Consider the following 14,656-nt stretch of genomic DNA (forward strand, 5'->3'; position numbering starts at 1 on the left):
GCGGTGCCGGTCTGCCCGCCCCGGGTCTGCGGGCGGGTGGGGTCTGTGGTGGGGTTTGTGTCGGGTTTGGGGGGTGGGGTGGGGTTTTTGTTGGTGTGCCTCGCCTCCGTCGTGGTGGGTGGGTGGGTGTGTGTTGGTTGGTGGGATTGGTCTGTACCAGATTTGGTGTGGGTCTTGCCGGGAGTCGTGGGTGTGGGCAGGATCTGACGTGTGGCCAGGCAGGCGATCGTCTGCTTCTTCATTCGGCGTTGTGTTGTGTGGCGTGTGCGGTGTCCGTGGTACCCCATGGGATCCGCCTGTAGAGGCCGGACCGGTTCTTCTCCGTGTTCCGTCCGCGTGTGCGCCCCCCTTTTTTTCTGTTGCGTGTCGTCATAGGACGAAGGAGTTCCCATGTTCGTGAAGTCTCTTTCCCGTAAGCGGGCGACCGGGGCCGTGGCCCTCGCCGTGGCCGCGGCGGGTCTGGTGCTGGCCGTGGCGCCCGCCGCTCAGGCGGTGCCCGGCGACTGCACCGTCTCGTCCGGGAGCGGTACGCTCTCCAGTCTCTGTAGCAGCGGTACGGGCCTGCACCGGATCCACGTGGTGCTCAACCCGCTCGACCCCAGACTCCCGCAGCGCATCGTTCTCGGTGACTGGGCCCCGGTCGGCCAGGCCTCGGTCGTCTCCAATCCCTGGGGTGCGGGGTACGTCGCGAACGTCTGGGTGGACCGCACCGACTGACGCGCCCCGCCCTTGCCGGTGCGCCGACTGGCGCGCTCCGCCCTTTGTCGGCGTATCGGCTGACGCGCTCCGCCCTTTGTCGGCGTATCGGTTGAATGTGTCCGGCCGTTGTCCGGCTCTTGCTGGTGTATCGGCTGAATGTGTCCGGCTTTTGCTGGTGTATCGGCTGATGTGCCCGGCTTTCGGCCTGTGCTGGCGTGTTGTTGGTGATGGCGGGGTGGTGGTGCGGAATGGGGGACGGGCCGGTCCGTGATATCACGGGTCGGCCTGTTGTCCCTGCGGTATGGGGGCGGGGGGTGCTTCTATGTTTTTGGTCAAGCTGTGTGGCTCGCAATGCGGGCATGGATGACCAGGGTGGGGACTTGGTGTCGGTGTGGCGGGTGGGTGGGGGGGCTCGTGTGGCGGGCTATGCGATCCCGGGTGTTGTAGGGGTGAAGTCGCTCTTCGGTTGGGTGGGGTGGGTTTCCTCTCCGGGAGCCGAGACGGCCCGGACGGCCGGCCTGTGGTCGGGGTTGGCCGTCGGTGTCGCGTTGTTCTTCTGGTGGGCGATCCTCAGGGTCCGGCTTGAGGTCGGCCCTGACGGGATCGTGGCGGTCAACCCGTGGGGGGCCCACCGCCTGGGGCTGGACGAGGTGGTTTCGGTGCGGCTTGGTGCGTGGGGTGCGGAGTTCCATCACGGGGACGGCTTCAGGGCCACGGCCTATGCGCTGAGCGGGCTGGCCGCGGGAGCCTTTCGGGACCGGCGCTTCGCGGAGCTGCAGGGTGTTCTGGCTTCCTGGCCGGTGTGACGGTGGTGGCGTGGTGTTCGCTCTTGCCGGGGTCCAGGCCGAGGAGGACGTCGATGTCGCCGGTGCCGATCACGTGCAGACCTCTCCATCACGTGCTCGTCCGGCCTTGTCAGGGCATCGAGTTGCCGCATTCACGTTACGGAGAGTTCTTCCGGCCTTGGGTGAAGCCGGTGCTCGAGCCTGTCATCAGCGGTCCGTCGATGCCTCCGGGCCCGGTGACACCCCCGGACCATGAACAACGAGGGGGGAAGGCGTGCCGGGCCCGAAGGCCGGTGGCCCCATTGCGGAGCCACGAAAAAGGTAAATGGGGGTTTGCTGTTTTAGATGGCTAGGATGCCGCCGTCCACTGCTATGTGGCTGCCGGTGGCGAATGAGGCGCGGTCGCTCAGTAGCCATAGGGCGGCTTCCGCGATTTCGTGGGGTTCGGCCATTCGTTTTTGGATCTGGCGGGCGATGAATGCTTCTTCGAGGGCGGGTTCGCTTGCCACGGCTGCGTTGATCATTTCGGTTCGGGTGGTGCCGACGACCAGGGAGTTGATCCGGATGCCGTGGTTTCCGTATTCGGCGGCTGCGGCTTTCGTGAGGCCGAGTACGGCGTGTTTCGCTGCGATGTACGGGGACGGGGCGCCGGTGGCGATGAGTCCGGCGGTGCTGGCGGTGTTCACGATCGATCCGTGTCCGGCTGCCAGCATGGCGGGGATCTGGCGGCGCAGGCAGTTCCATGTCCCGCGTACGTTGACGTCCATGACGCGGTCGAAGTCCTCCTCGGGCAGTTCGTGGGACCGGCCGAAGACGGAACCGGCGTAGCCGGCGTTGTTGAAGGCGCCGTCGAGGCCGCCGAAGTGGTCGAGGGCGGTTGTGACGGCGCGTTCGACGTCGTCGGCCCGGGTCACGTCGCCGGTGCTCTTGGCGGCCCGGCCGCCGGACGCGACGATGTCCCGGGCCAGGGCCTCCAGCCGGTCCTCGCGGCGGGCCATGAGGACGACGGCCGCGCCCTCGGAGGCGAACAGCCGTGCTGCGGCTTCTCCGATGCCGCTCGATGCTCCGGTGATCATCACGGTCCGGCCGGTCAGGAGGCCGGTGTTCTGTAGGGGGGATGTCCGCTCGTTCATGGACGCGAGTAAACCCGAAGCGGTCTGCCGCCATGCGCTCTTTTCCCGGACCGGTGGCCGGACCGGTGCTGGTCCGGCCACCGGACCCGTCGCCGGACCCGTCGCCGGGCCCGGTGCCCGGCCCGGGCACCGGCACCGGCGACGCGAGGGGGCAGGGGAGGGTGCGGCGGGCCGTGCCCTGTCCCCCCTGTGCCGGTGGTTCTATTTCACTTCCCGGTCCATTTCCCGCTCGTCGCGACCGCTTTCAGCTGTGTCAGGGTCAGCGCGGGTGTCTTCCGTGTGGCTTTCGTGTTCTGGGCGCCGGAGTTGAACGCGGAGACCACGACCCGCAGTCCGTCCGGGCGCAGTGTGTCGGCGGTCCACATGACCACGCCCGGGCCGCCCTTCTCGCCCGGTCCCTGGTGTGTGACGGCCTTCGTCCCGTCCGCGAGTACCTCGGCGCCGGCCCCGAACAGTTCGTCCTCCACGTCCGACATGCCCGGCTGCACATTGATCTGTACCAGGCTCGCGCCCCTGCCGTCGTCCACGACGACGTAGGCGTAGCCGTCCTCACCGCGCCCGGAGACCACCTTCGCGGAGGCGGGCAGCAGCGACTTGAGGGTGTGCAGGACCGCCTTGCCGTCCTGTCCCTGTGCCGGCGGCTGGGGGACCGGTTCGGGGGCCGCCTTCTCCAGGGCGTTCATCACGGGCCGCCAGGCGCGTGAGGTGACGAGTGTTCTCAACTGCCCCACCGTGAGCGGGGGCCGGGGCCGGGTCACGGCGGCGTCCTTCTCCGCGGGCGCGTTCCACTCGTTGGCGTCGACCGTGTACCCGTCGGGGGTCACGAGATAGGCGTGCCACCACTTGGTGTCCACGCGCTTGTCGGGGTACTCGTACCCGCGCAGCAGCATCAGGCGTGAACCGTCGGCGAGTGTTTCGTTGCGGCAGGAGTCGTAGGGGATGTAGGTCCGGTCGGGGCAGGCGAGCTGCTGCTTGGCCTCCATGCCGTGCGGGTCGACGGCGCCGACACTGACACCGACCGCGGCCCCGCCCCTGCCGTCGTCCAGGACGAGATGCGCCGACGGGCCGCCCGGGTCGGCGGTGCCGCGCCCTTCCTGCCCGCTGACCTTCCCCTTGGGCAGCAGCCCCTCCAGCGTCGCGATCACCTGCTGCGCCGGGAGCTGCGGTCCCGTGCCGGGCGACGCCGCCGTCTTCGGCCGTGCGGCCACGCCCGCCCCGTCCTGCCCACCGCCGCTGCCGAGTGCCCCGGTGGCGTACGGTGCGCCGATCCCGACGACGGCGAGTGCCACGGCACCGCCGGTCATGGCCGCGGCCCGTCTGCGCCGCAGCCGGCGCCTTCCGCGTGCGACGCCGCCGTCCACCAGCGGGCGTCCCTGCGCGGTGAATCCCTCCCCGGCACGGCGCAGCGCGTCGCCGAGCCCGCTCTCGAAGCCGTCCAGGTCCTCCTGCGTTCCGGGCATGCCGGATCACCACCATTTCCTCGTGTTGGCCGTTCGGGCCGGTCAGTGCGCGGCGAGTTCTTCCGCGATGTCGCCCAGCTGTGCCCTGAGCCGGGCCAGTGCGCGGGTGCTGCGGGTGCGTACGGCCGCGGAGCTGAGGTCGAGGACGTCCGCGGTCTGGGTGACGGACCGGTCCTCCCAGTACCGCAGGACGACCACCGCCCGGTCCTTCGCCGACAGTGTCCGCAGCGCGTCCAGGAGGGTGAGCCGCAGCGGGGCGTCGCCCTGCGCGGCCGGCTGGGGGACCTCGGGGATCTCGTCGCTGGGCCGTTCCCCGGCCGAACGGCGCCGCTGGTGCGCCAGAAAGGCCCGTACGAGGACGGTCTGCGCGTACGCCGCCGGATTGCCGAGCTTGGACGGCCTGCCCCACACCACGTACATCCGGCCCAGCGTCTCCTGCACCAGATCCTCGGCGAGATGGGTGTCGCCGCTGGTCAGCAGGCACGCCGAGCGGAAGAGGTGCCCCATGCGGGCCGCCGCGAACTCCCGGAAGGCGTTCTCCTGGGACCGTCTCATCCGCCGCTGTCTCCTTGTCTCGTCGCCTACGCCTTATGGATGCGGTGGGACCCGCGGGATGTTTCACCCGGGTGCCCGGAGGCTCTGGCGGCGGGGCTTTCGCGCGGCGGTGCGCTGGATCCTATGCGGCGCTCACCGCCCCGACCCCGCACGGCCCGGCCCGGTGCCGGCACGGTCGGTGCCGGCACGGTCCGGTGCGGCACGGTCCCGTGCGGGCGCGGGCGGGCCGGACCGGAGAGCCGCGCGAGGTCCTCCGCCGTGCGTTGCCTTCCGGTGGGGGAGGCCATCGTCATCAGGTCCATGGTCCTGGACGGGTGGGGCGGGTTTTTGGGCGGCACGACGGCGTCGGCGACGCGGGAGTGCCCGCCGGGCGGCCGGGTGCCGTGGACCGCCGGCGGGTGCGCAGGGCCGCGGCCGGCTCGTCGTCCCGGTCGTGGGGGATCCGTCTGGGGAGACAGGGGTCTCCTGCCGGTACGGACGGGAAGAGGCCGCCCCGCGACAGCGGCCGGCGGCCGGTGGTGTCCTCGTGGTCGGGCCGGTGGCCGGCCGGCACGACGGGCAGGGCGACGAGGGTCCCGGCCGGGGCGGCGGCGAGGACGCCGTGCGGGCAGTGGGCGCCCGCGTGGACGCGGGAGGCACCCATCGGCACGGCGGCCGCGGCCGTGACGGCCCCGGGACGGCGGTCGGCGGCCAGCGGCGCCGCGGCCGCGGCGAAGGCGACGGTGGTGTGGTTGCCGGGGAAGGCGTAGTCGCCCGGCGAGGGGCACGCCTCCAGGAGGAGGCCGTGGGGCAGGGCCCGGCACGGCCGGGGCTCCTGGAAGCAGTCCTTCACACCGGAGTCGGCCAGATGGGCGGCCGCGGCCGCGGTGGAACCGGCCGTCGCACCGGCGGGCGCCCGCGCGTCCCGGGACCGGGCCTGCCATCACGCCGTGGCCGGCGGCGCGATGAACGGCACCGCCCCGCAACCGGTCCGCCGCACCGCCGGCCGGTTCGGCCAGGGGGTGCTGCGGGCAAAACCGGTGACCGCCGTGCACAAACCCCTGTTGATGCGGGAACCGTCCTGGACGGCCAGGACGGCGGCGGGCGCGGTGGCCACGGGTACGGGGCCCTTCGCTCGCGGGTACGGGCACACGGCCGCCCCGGCACACACACCGTCTGCGTTCGTGCAGACGGACGCGTGACCGCAGACGACGGCCGGAACCGGGACCAGCACCGGGGAGCACCGGCACCCCGGTACGCACGGCCGCCCGGCGCGTACGCCGCCCGGCACCCCGGCACCCCGGCCCCCCGGCTGCCCGCCCCCGGTACGCACGGCGCCCCGGCGCCCCGGCCCCCGGCGCCCCCGGTGCGCCCGGCCGCCCGGTGTCCCGGCATAGGGGCCGCGTAGCCCCCCGCAAGGGGCCTGTCGTCCCCTGGGTGCACCGCGGGGTTCCACGCGGTGGACTTGGGAGCCACAGGAGGGCGAGATGAACGGTCCGGACAGCTCCGGGATCGCGCTGAACATCGAACGGGGGCAGGCCACCGACGAGGAACTGGCCGCGCTCACCGCGGTGCTGTTCGCGCTGCGCGCCGGCCGGGCGGACACACCGGGGGACCGGCCGGCCGCCGGCTCGCGGTGGTGGCGGCACGTGGACCGCTACGACGCCCCGATCAGCTGGCAGTGAGAAAAGGGGACGACATGACGACGACGACCCACCCCGCGGCCCCCGCCCCGGCGGCCAAGAGCCCCGCCCCCGCCCCCGCCCCCGCCCCGGCCCCGGCCGGGGTCCGGGGCCGTGTCGGGGAGCTGCACGCCCTGCGCGAACTGGCCCGCGGCGGACCGGGCGAGAAAGCGACCCGGGCACAGCACGCCAAGGGCAAACTGACCGTGCACCAGCGGCTGGCGCTCCTCTTCGACGAGGGCACCTTCCACGAGATCGAGCAGCTGCGCCGGCACCGGGCCACCGGCTTCGGCCTGGAGGACAAGAAGCCCTACACCGACGGTGTGGTCACCGGCTGGGGGCTCGTGGACGGCCGGACCGTCTTCGCCTTCGCGCACGACTTCCGGATCTTCGGCGGTGCGCTGGGCGAGGCCCACGCCACGAAGATCCACAAGATCATGGACATGGCCATCGCGGCGGGCGCCCCGCTGGTCTCGCTGAACGACGGCGCCGGCGCCCGTATCCAGGAGGGCGTCAGCGCGCTCGCCGGCTACGGCGGGATCTTCCAGCGCAACACGAAGGCCTCCGGCGTCATCCCGCAGATCAGCGTGATGCTCGGCCCCTGCGCGGGCGGCGCGGCCTACAGCCCCGCCCTGACCGACTTCGTGTTCATGGTCCGCGGGACCTCGCAGATGTTCATCACCGGCCCGGACGTCGTCAAGGCCGTCACCGGCGAGGAGATCACCCAGAACGGACTCGGCGGCGCCGACGTCCACGCCGAAACCTCCGGCGTCGCGCACTTCGCGTACGACGACGAGGAGACCTGCATCGCCGAGGTCCGCTACCTCATCGGGATGCTGCCCTCCAACAACCGGCAGGACCCGCCCGCCCAGCCGGCCCGCGACCCCGCCGGCCGGCGCAACGACACCCTGCTCGACCTCGTGCCCGCCGACGGCAACCGCCCCTACGACATGACGAAGGTCATCGAGGAACTCGTCGACGACGGCGACTACCTGGAGGTCCACGAACGCTGGGCCCGCAACATCGTCTGCGCCCTGGCCCGCCTCGACGGGCACACGGTCGGCATCGTCGCCAACCAGCCGCAGTCGCTGGCCGGCGTCCTGGACATCGAGGCCTCCGAGAAGGCGGCCCGCTTCGTCCAGTTCTGCGACGCCTTCAACATCCCCATCATCACCCTGCTGGACGTACCCGGCTTCCTGCCCGGCGTCGACCAGGAACACGGCGGGATCATCCGGCACGGCGCCAAACTCCTCTACGCGTACTGCAACGCCACCGTCCCCCGGATCTCCCTCGTCCTGCGCAAGGCGTACGGCGGCGCGTACATCGTCATGGACTCCCAGTCCATCGGCGCCGACCTCACCTACGCCTGGCCCACCAACGAGATCGCCGTGATGGGCGCCGAGGGCGCCGCCAACGTCATCTTCCGCCGGCAGATCGCCGCCGCCCAGGACCCCGAGGCGACACGCGCCCGCATGGTCGAGGAGTACAGGACCGAACTCATGCACCCCTACTACGCCGCCGAACGCGGACTGGTCGACGACGTCATCGACCCCGCCGAGACCCGCGAGGTCCTGACCGCCTCCCTCGCCATGCTCCGCAACAAACACGCCGGCCTGCCCTCCCGCAAGCACGGCAACCCCCCGCAGTAGACCCGCCCCCCCGGGCGCGCGGCACGGAAATCCGCCGCGCCCCGGACCACCGGGCCCCCGCCCCGCCCCGGCGACCACGGCCGACCGCACCTGCACGGATGCGCCCGCATATGACAGGAAACCGGCCCCCGGAAGTATGCCCGCGACCGGAACCGGGAACCAGCCACCGAGAGTTCGTCCCCGATCACCCGTTTCGAACTCCTGGACGGGTAATCTGGCCCCAGAACGCCTCGGGGTGGGGGAAACGGGAGGCCCGGTGGGGGAACGGTTCTTGTTCAAAATCCTAGGCCCACTCATGGTGACATCGGGTGAGCGAAAGGTGGTCATCGGCGGTGCCCGCCAACGGACCACGCTCGCCCTGCTGTTACTCAATCCCGGCCGGACCGTGCCGGTGGACACCCTGGTGCACGAAGTGTGGAACGGGAACCCGCCCGCCACCGCCCGCACCCAGATCGCCATCGTCATCGCCGCGCTCCGCAAGACGTTCAAGGCACAGGGCGCCGCCGACGACACCATCGTCACCACACACCCCGGATACCTCCTCGACGCCGAGAGCCACTACATCGACTCGGTGGAGTTCACCGACCTCGTCGCCCAGGCGGAGACCGACGTACGCGAACAGCGCCTCAAGGACGCGGCCCGCCACTACCGGCGCGCCCTGGACCTGTGGCGCGGACCCGCACTCGCCGGAGTGTCCGGACTCCTCGTCGAGGAGGAGGCCGGCCGCCTCGGCGAACACCGCCTCAACGCCTACGACGACGCCACCGCCGTCCAGCTCGCACTGGGACGCCACTACGAACTCCTGCCCGAACTCGGCGGGATCGTGCAGGACAACCCGCTGCGCGAACGGACCCGCTACCACCAGATGCTCGCCCAGTACCGGGCCGGCCGGCGCGCCGAGGCCATGGAGTCCTACCGCGAGGCACGCGAGCGGTTCATCGAGGAACTCGGACTCGAACCCGGCCCCGACCTCCAGGAACTCCACGACCTGGTCCTGCGCGACGACCCCTCGCTGACCCCGGCCGACGGACCGGTCCTCGTCACCGAGACCGCCCCGCCGGAAGTCGCCGTGGTCCCCTCCGAACTCCCCCCGGACGTACCGGGGTTCACCGGCCGCGAAACGGAACTCGCCGCCCTGGACGCACTGATGATCGAGTCCGGGGCCACCCTCCAGACCCCCACCGTCGGCCTGATCACCGGCGTCGCCGGAGTGGGCAAGTCCGGCCTCGCCCTGCGCTGGGCCCACCGGGTCGCCGACGACTTCCCCGACGGACGCCTCTTCGCCGACCTGCGCGGCTACGACGGCCAGCACGAACCCGCATCCGTCTCCGACGTCCTCGGCCGCTTCCTGCGCTCCCTCGGCGTACCCGGGCAGCAGATCCCCGAAGCCCTGGAAGAACGCATCGCGCTCTACCGCAGCCTGCTCGCCGAACGCCGCGCACTGATCGTCCTGGACAACGTACGCACCCACGCCCAGATCGCCCCCCTGCTGCCCGGCAGCGGAGCCAGCTGCGTCGTCGTCACCAGCCGCGACCAGCTGGAACAACTGGTGACCTGGCCACAGGAGGCCCGCGTCCACCTCGGCGTACTGCCACCCGACGCGGCCGTCGCCCTCGTCGCCAGGATCGCCGGCGAGGAACGCATCACCACCGCCCGCACCGACACGGACCGACTCGTCGAACTCTGCGACCGCCTCCCGCTCGCCCTGCGCATCGCCGCCGCCCGCCTCGCCTCCAAATCGCACTGGTCGGTACGGCACCTGGTGATCAGACTCAGCGACGAACGCCGCAGACTCGACGAACTCAGCCAGGGGGAGTCCCGGGTACGCGCCGGATTCGAACTCAGCTACCGCTACCTCTCCACCGACGCCGCCCGCCTCTTCCGCCGCCTCGGCCTCGCCCGCGTACCCGACTTCACCTCCTGGGCCGCCGCCGCACTCCTCGACGTCGACGTGATCGACGCGGAACTCCTCCTGGAAGACCTCGTGGACACCCAGTTCCTCGAAGTCGTCGGCGTCGACGCGACCGGCCGGCTGCGCTACCGCTTCCAGAACCTGCTGCGCCTGTACGCGGCCGAACGCGCCCGGGACGAGGAACCGCACGACGCCGGACGCGACGCCTGCCGGCGGGTCTTCAGCACCGCGCTGACCATCGCCCGCGAGGCACACCGCCGCGAGAGCGGCGGAGAATTCAGCATCGTCCACAGCACCGCCGCACCGGCCGCCGTCGACACCGACCTGCTCGAAGAACTCCTCTCCGACCCGCTCGCCTGGTTCGAGGCCGAACGGCTCTGCCTGGTCGGCATGGTCGAACAGGCGGCCCGGGCAGGCATGGCCGACCTCGCCTGGGACCTCACCGCCTGCGCCTCCGTACTCTTCGAGACCCGCAGCTACGTGGAGAACTGGCAGAGCTGCGCCGCACACGCCCTGGCCGCGGCACGGGCCGCCGACGACCTCCTGGGCCAGGCGGTCATGCTGCACCACACCGGAGCCGCCGCGCTGATGCGCCAGAGCATGGACGAGGCCAGGGCCCGCTTCGAGGAGGCACTGGCACTCTACGGCGACCTGTACGAACAACTCGGCCGCGCCCTGGTCCTGCGCAACCTCGCCGTCGTCCACCGCCTCCAGGGCGACCCCGACGCCGCGGCCGACCGGCTGCGCGGAGCCCTGCCCATCTTCCGCGAGGCCGGCGACCTGTCCTCGGAGTCCTCCGTCCTGCAGAACATGGCCCAGCTGGAACTGGACCGCGGCAACTACGAAGCCAGCCTCGGCCACGCCCGGGACGCCGTCCGGGTCGCGGAATCCATGCGGCCCGTCGCCTCACGCAGCCTCGCCCAGTGCCTGTACCGGCTGGGCAGCGCACAACTCCTGTCCGGACGGGCGCAGGAGGCCGAGAAAACCTACCTGCGGGTGGAGGAACTGTCCCGCGCCAAGGCCGACACCCACGGCCTCGCACACGCCCTGTACGGACTGGGCCAGGCCCGGGTGGCACTCGGCGCACTCGAATCGGCCGAGACCGCCTACGTCCAGGGCCGCAAGGTCGCCCGCGGACTCGACAGCCCCGTGGTCGAGGGATCGATCCGGCTGAAACTCGGCGTACTCCTGCGGGAACTGGGCCGGGAGGAGGAGGCCCGCACCGAACTCCTCGGCGCCAGGGAACTGTTCACCCGCAGAGGGGCCACACACTGGCAGGACGAGGTCGCCCGGGAACTCGGCGGCTTCCCCGAACCACTCCCGGACCCCGCACCGCACCTCCCCCCGAAGGGCCCGGCCACCGGATGAAAGAACGGGGGCCGTCCCGCACCCCGGCCGGGACCGCGGAACGGCCCCCGGAAAAAAACGCCGGACATATTCCAGAAGACGGCCACAACCCCACGGAACGGGGCCCGCTTAATCCGGCGATATCACGCCGATAAGCCGGATGCCTAGCGTCATCACAGAAATTCTGTTTCCCCGAGAGCTGTGGAGTCAGTGATGCCGCCCAACCCCGAGGTGCCCCCGTTCGCCGTGATCCCCGGCGCACAGGTGCACCGAGTCCTCGACGGCCGGCACGAGGAAGTGGTCCGGCTGGTCGAGTCGGCCTACCGCGCGCACGGCGACGGTGACACGGTCAACCCGCCCTCCTCCTTCCTGCGCTTCCCCGACCGCCCCGCCTCACGCATCATCGCCCTGCCCGCCTCCCTCGGCGGCCCCGCACCCGTCGACGGCATCAAATGGATCTCCAGCTTCCCCGGCAACGTCGCCGCCGGCATCCCCCGCGCCTCCGCCGTCCTCATCCTCAACGACCCCGCCACCGGCTACCCCCTGGCCTGCCTGGAAAGCTCCATCATCAGCGCCGCCCGCACCGCCGCCTCGGCGGCCCTCGCCGCCGACCGGCTCAGCCGGGGACGCGACCGGCCACGCCGCATCGGCTTCATCGGCACCGGCCTGATCGCCAGATTCATCCACCAGTACCTCGCCGGCACCGGCTGGAAATTCGAGGAGACCGGCGTCCACGACCTCTCCGACGAGCACGCCCGCGGCTTCACCCAGCACCTGGAACACGAGGGCGACAACGGCAGGATCACCCTGCACACCGACCCCGAACACCTCATCCGCTCCAGCGACCTCGTCGTCTTCGCGACCGTCGCCGCAGCCCCGCACGTCACCGACCCCGCATGGTTCACCCACAACCCGCTGGTCCTGCACGTGTCCCTGCGCGACCTGTCACCCGAAGTGATCCTCTCGGCCACCAACATCGTCGACGACATCGACCACTGCCTGAAAGCCGAAACCTCCCCCCACCTCGCCGAACAGACCAGCGGAAACCGGGAATTCATCGACGGCACCCTGTACGACGTACTCACCGGCGACCTGAGGATCCCCCACGACCGGCCCGTCGTCTTCTCCCCCTTCGGGCTCGGCGTACTGGACCTCGCGCTCGGCAGACACATCTACGACACCCTGCACGCCCACGGCCGCCTCGCCGTCGTGGACGACTTCTTCCACGAGATGCGCCGACACGGCTGAGAGGAGACGACCATGACCACTCTGCTCGACAGCCCGCCCCGCCCCACCGGCCCCCGCCCCGGATCCATCACCGTACGCGTGGAGGAGACCGCCCTCGCCCCGCACGAACCACTCGACCTGTACGCCGCACTGCACGCACGCTCCGCGCACGACGTCTTCCTGCTCGAGAGCCGCGAAGGCCCCGGACAGGACCCCGGCGCCACCGTCGTGGGCCACGGACTGCTCGCCGAGATCCGGGTCCACGCCGACCGCATCACCGTCGACGGCACCGACACCCTCGTCACCGCCACCCTCACGGCCGCCGACGCACTCGGCCTCACCCCCCGGCCCGGCAACGAACGCGGCCTCCTCCACGGCGACCAGCTCTGGCACCTGCTGCGCACCGTCCAGGACCTGTTCACCGTGGAGACCACCCGCCCCCACGACAGCTACGCCTTCGGATTCCTCGCCACCTTCGGCTACGGCTCCGCCTGGCACATGGAAACCCTCCCGGACCGCGGCGAGAGGGACCACGACGAACCCGACATCGTCCTCGGCCTGTACCGCGAGACCATCTGGTACGGCCCCCGACCCGGCACCGTACGAAGACTCACCGCACACAGCGACGCCTTCCCCGGCCCCGCCCCCCACCCCCCCGCCGAAGCAACCGCCCAGACCCCCGCCGGCCCCGCCCACCAGCCCCCGCCCCAAGCACCCCGCCCGCACTCCGTACGGGACACCTGCGACGAACGGACCTTCCTCGAACGGACCCGGCGCTGCCTGGAACACATCGGCGTCGGCGACATCTACCAGATCCAGATCGGCCACCGCATCGACGTCGAGACCGACCTCGAACCCTTCGACGTCTACCGCCGCCTGCGCGACCGCAACCCGTCCCCCTACATGTACCTCCTCCCGCGCGACCGACGCACCGTCATCGGCGCCAGCCCCGAAGTCCTCTTCCGCACCCAGGGCGGCAAGGTCGTCATGCGGCCCATCGCCGGAACCGCACCCCGCAGCGGCGACCCCCGCACCGACGAGGCCCGCGTCGCCCGGCTCGTCGCCGACGAGAAGGAACGCGCCGAACACGTCATGCTCGTCGACCTGTGCCGCAACGACATCGGCCGGGTCTGCCTGCCCGGCACGCTGGAGGCGCACGGCCTGATGACCGTCGAGACGTACTCCCACGTCTTCCACCTCGTCTCCACCGTCCAGGGCACCCTCGCCCCCGGCAACGACACCTGGTCCGTGCTGCGCGCCACCTTCCCCGCCGGCACCGTCACCGGCGCGCCCAAGATCCGCGCCATGGAGATCATCGAGGAACTGGAGAACGAACCGCGCGGCATGTACGCGGGCGCCGTCGGCCTCGTCGACCTGCGCGGCTGGAGCCAGCTCGCCCTGTGCATCCGCACGATCGTCCACGACGGCCGCAGCAACACCTACTCCACCCAGAGCTGCGCGGGCATCGTCGCCGACTCCTCGCCCCCGGCCGAATGGCGCGAGACCCTCCACAAGATGGGCGCGGCCTACTGGTCGCTGACCGGTCAGGAGCTGCTGCCGTGAAGGTCCTGCTCGTCGACGCCTACGACAGCTTCACCCACATCATCGACCAGTACCTGCGCACCCTGGGCGCCGAAACCGACGTCGTACGGTCGCACACCCGCACCCCGCGGCAGCTCGCCGGCCTGCGGCCGGACGCGGTCGTCCTGGGACCGGGGCCCGGCCACGCGGCCGACTCGGGCCACGTCGAGCTGGTACGCGCCTTCGCCGGATCCGTCCCCCTCCTCGGCATCTGCCTGGGCCACCAGGCGATCTGCCTGGCCTACGGGGGCCGGGTCCGGGTGGCAGGGCGGCTCAAGCACGGCAAGACCAGCCCCGTGCGCCACGACGGCGCCGGAGTGTTCGAGGGACTGGAACCGGTGATGACCGCCACCCGCTACCACTCGCTGATCGCCGACGAACCGCTGCCGCCCCCGCTGATCGCCACCGCGCACGCCCAGGACGACGGCTACGTGATGGGGCTGCGGCACCGCACGCTCGCCGTGGAAGGGGTGCAGTTCCATCCCGAGTCCATCACCACCGCCGGCGGCCTGCGGCTCCTGGACAACTTCCTGACGGCCGCCTCACGCACCGGCCCCGCACCGGACGGGACCGCAATGGGAAACTCGCGCACCGGATCGCCCGCAAAATGAAATCACCCCCCGACCGCACCCTCCGAACGGCTGGAA

At 71.4% G+C, this 14,656-nt stretch carries 11 protein-coding genes and 1 pseudogene; 8 read left to right on the forward strand and 4 right to left on the reverse strand.

Annotated elements, in window-relative coordinates:
* The first annotated feature begins 390 nt into the window (after nucleotides 1-390).
* A complete protein-coding gene (locus ACIQGQ_RS23695; RefSeq protein WP_402398634.1) occupies nucleotides 391-717 on the forward strand; it encodes a hypothetical protein in 327 nt (108 codons plus the stop codon).
* Nucleotides 718-1,148: 431 nt separating this feature from the next.
* Nucleotides 1,149-1,505: a hypothetical protein gene (locus ACIQGQ_RS23700; protein ID WP_402398635.1), complete on the forward strand. Its 357-nt coding sequence runs from the start codon at nucleotides 1,149-1,151 to the stop codon at nucleotides 1,503-1,505.
* 320 nt (nucleotides 1,506-1,825) lie between these two features.
* On the opposite strand, the gene ACIQGQ_RS23705 is transcribed toward ACIQGQ_RS23700, so the two are convergent.
* The 4 genes and pseudogenes from ACIQGQ_RS23705 to ACIQGQ_RS23720 all read right to left on the reverse strand — a co-directional run.
* Nucleotides 1,826-2,617, reverse strand: coding sequence for an SDR family NAD(P)-dependent oxidoreductase (locus ACIQGQ_RS23705; protein WP_402398636.1), 792 nt, complete (start codon nucleotides 2,615-2,617; stop codon nucleotides 1,826-1,828).
* Between the two features lie 206 nt (nucleotides 2,618-2,823).
* Complete coding sequence (locus ACIQGQ_RS23710) at nucleotides 2,824-4,077, reverse strand: hypothetical protein (protein WP_402398637.1); 1,254 nt, start codon at nucleotides 4,075-4,077, stop codon at nucleotides 2,824-2,826.
* Nucleotides 4,078-4,119: 42 nt separating this feature from the next.
* A complete protein-coding gene (locus tag ACIQGQ_RS23715; protein ID WP_402398638.1) occupies nucleotides 4,120-4,632 on the reverse strand; it encodes a SigE family RNA polymerase sigma factor in 513 nt (170 codons plus the stop codon).
* Between the two features lie 292 nt (nucleotides 4,633-4,924).
* Nucleotides 4,925-5,485: pseudogene (locus ACIQGQ_RS23720) on the reverse strand (phosphatase PAP2 family protein); the annotation flags it as partial.
* A gap of 613 nt (nucleotides 5,486-6,098) precedes the next feature.
* On the opposite strand from ACIQGQ_RS23720, the gene ACIQGQ_RS23725 reads away from it, so the two are divergent.
* The 6 genes from ACIQGQ_RS23725 to ACIQGQ_RS23750 all read left to right on the forward strand — a co-directional run bounded on the left by ACIQGQ_RS23725 (nucleotide 6,099) and on the right by ACIQGQ_RS23750 (nucleotide 14,620).
* Complete coding sequence (locus tag ACIQGQ_RS23725) at nucleotides 6,099-6,296, forward strand: acyl-CoA carboxylase subunit epsilon (RefSeq protein WP_402398639.1); 198 nt, start codon at nucleotides 6,099-6,101, stop codon at nucleotides 6,294-6,296.
* A 14-nt stretch (nucleotides 6,297-6,310) separates the two neighbouring features.
* Nucleotides 6,311-7,942: an acyl-CoA carboxylase subunit beta gene (locus ACIQGQ_RS23730; RefSeq protein ID WP_402398640.1), complete on the forward strand. Its 1,632-nt coding sequence runs from the start codon at nucleotides 6,311-6,313 to the stop codon at nucleotides 7,940-7,942.
* A gap of 295 nt (nucleotides 7,943-8,237) precedes the next feature.
* Entirely contained in the window at nucleotides 8,238-11,222 is a 2,985-nt protein-coding gene (locus tag ACIQGQ_RS23735) for a BTAD domain-containing putative transcriptional regulator (RefSeq protein ID WP_402398641.1), read from the forward strand.
* 192 nt (nucleotides 11,223-11,414) lie between these two features.
* Nucleotides 11,415-12,449: a 2,3-diaminopropionate biosynthesis protein SbnB gene (gene sbnB, locus ACIQGQ_RS23740; protein ID WP_402398642.1), complete on the forward strand. Its 1,035-nt coding sequence runs from the start codon at nucleotides 11,415-11,417 to the stop codon at nucleotides 12,447-12,449.
* Between the two features lie 12 nt (nucleotides 12,450-12,461).
* The gene (locus ACIQGQ_RS23745) at nucleotides 12,462-13,991 is read left to right on the forward strand and encodes an anthranilate synthase component I family protein (RefSeq protein ID WP_402398643.1); all 1,530 of its coding nucleotides are present in this window, start codon (nucleotides 12,462-12,464) and stop codon (nucleotides 13,989-13,991) included.
* A complete protein-coding gene (locus ACIQGQ_RS23750; RefSeq protein ID WP_402398644.1) occupies nucleotides 13,988-14,620 on the forward strand; it encodes an anthranilate synthase component II in 633 nt (210 codons plus the stop codon). Before ACIQGQ_RS23745 ends, ACIQGQ_RS23750 begins: the two co-directional genes overlap by 4 nt.
* The last annotated feature ends 36 nt before the right edge of the window (nucleotides 14,621-14,656 follow it).

This window comes from Streptomyces sp. NPDC092952 (assembly GCF_044754785.1).
Lineage (GTDB): Bacteria > Actinomycetota > Actinomycetes > Streptomycetales > Streptomycetaceae > Streptomyces.

Excerpts from the sequence above, each read along its gene's own strand:
- ACIQGQ_RS23695 (WP_402398634.1), top strand. The coding sequence starts at position 391 with ATGTTCGTGAAGTCTCTTTCCCGTAAGCGGGCGACCGGGGCCGTGGCC.
- ACIQGQ_RS23705 (WP_402398636.1), bottom strand. The coding sequence starts at position 2,617 with ATGAACGAGCGGACATCCCCCCTACAGAACACCGGCCTCCTGACCGGC.
- ACIQGQ_RS23710 (WP_402398637.1), bottom strand. The coding sequence starts at position 4,077 with ATGCCCGGAACGCAGGAGGACCTGGACGGCTTCGAGAGCGGGCTCGGC.
- ACIQGQ_RS23715 (WP_402398638.1), bottom strand. The coding sequence starts at position 4,632 with ATGAGACGGTCCCAGGAGAACGCCTTCCGGGAGTTCGCGGCGGCCCGC.
- ACIQGQ_RS23725 (WP_402398639.1), top strand. The coding sequence starts at position 6,099 with ATGAACGGTCCGGACAGCTCCGGGATCGCGCTGAACATCGAACGGGGG.
- ACIQGQ_RS23730 (WP_402398640.1), top strand. The coding sequence starts at position 6,311 with ATGACGACGACGACCCACCCCGCGGCCCCCGCCCCGGCGGCCAAGAGC.
- ACIQGQ_RS23735 (WP_402398641.1), top strand. The coding sequence starts at position 8,238 with ATGGTGACATCGGGTGAGCGAAAGGTGGTCATCGGCGGTGCCCGCCAA.
- sbnB (WP_402398642.1), top strand. The coding sequence starts at position 11,415 with ATGCCGCCCAACCCCGAGGTGCCCCCGTTCGCCGTGATCCCCGGCGCA.
- ACIQGQ_RS23745 (WP_402398643.1), top strand. The coding sequence starts at position 12,462 with ATGACCACTCTGCTCGACAGCCCGCCCCGCCCCACCGGCCCCCGCCCC.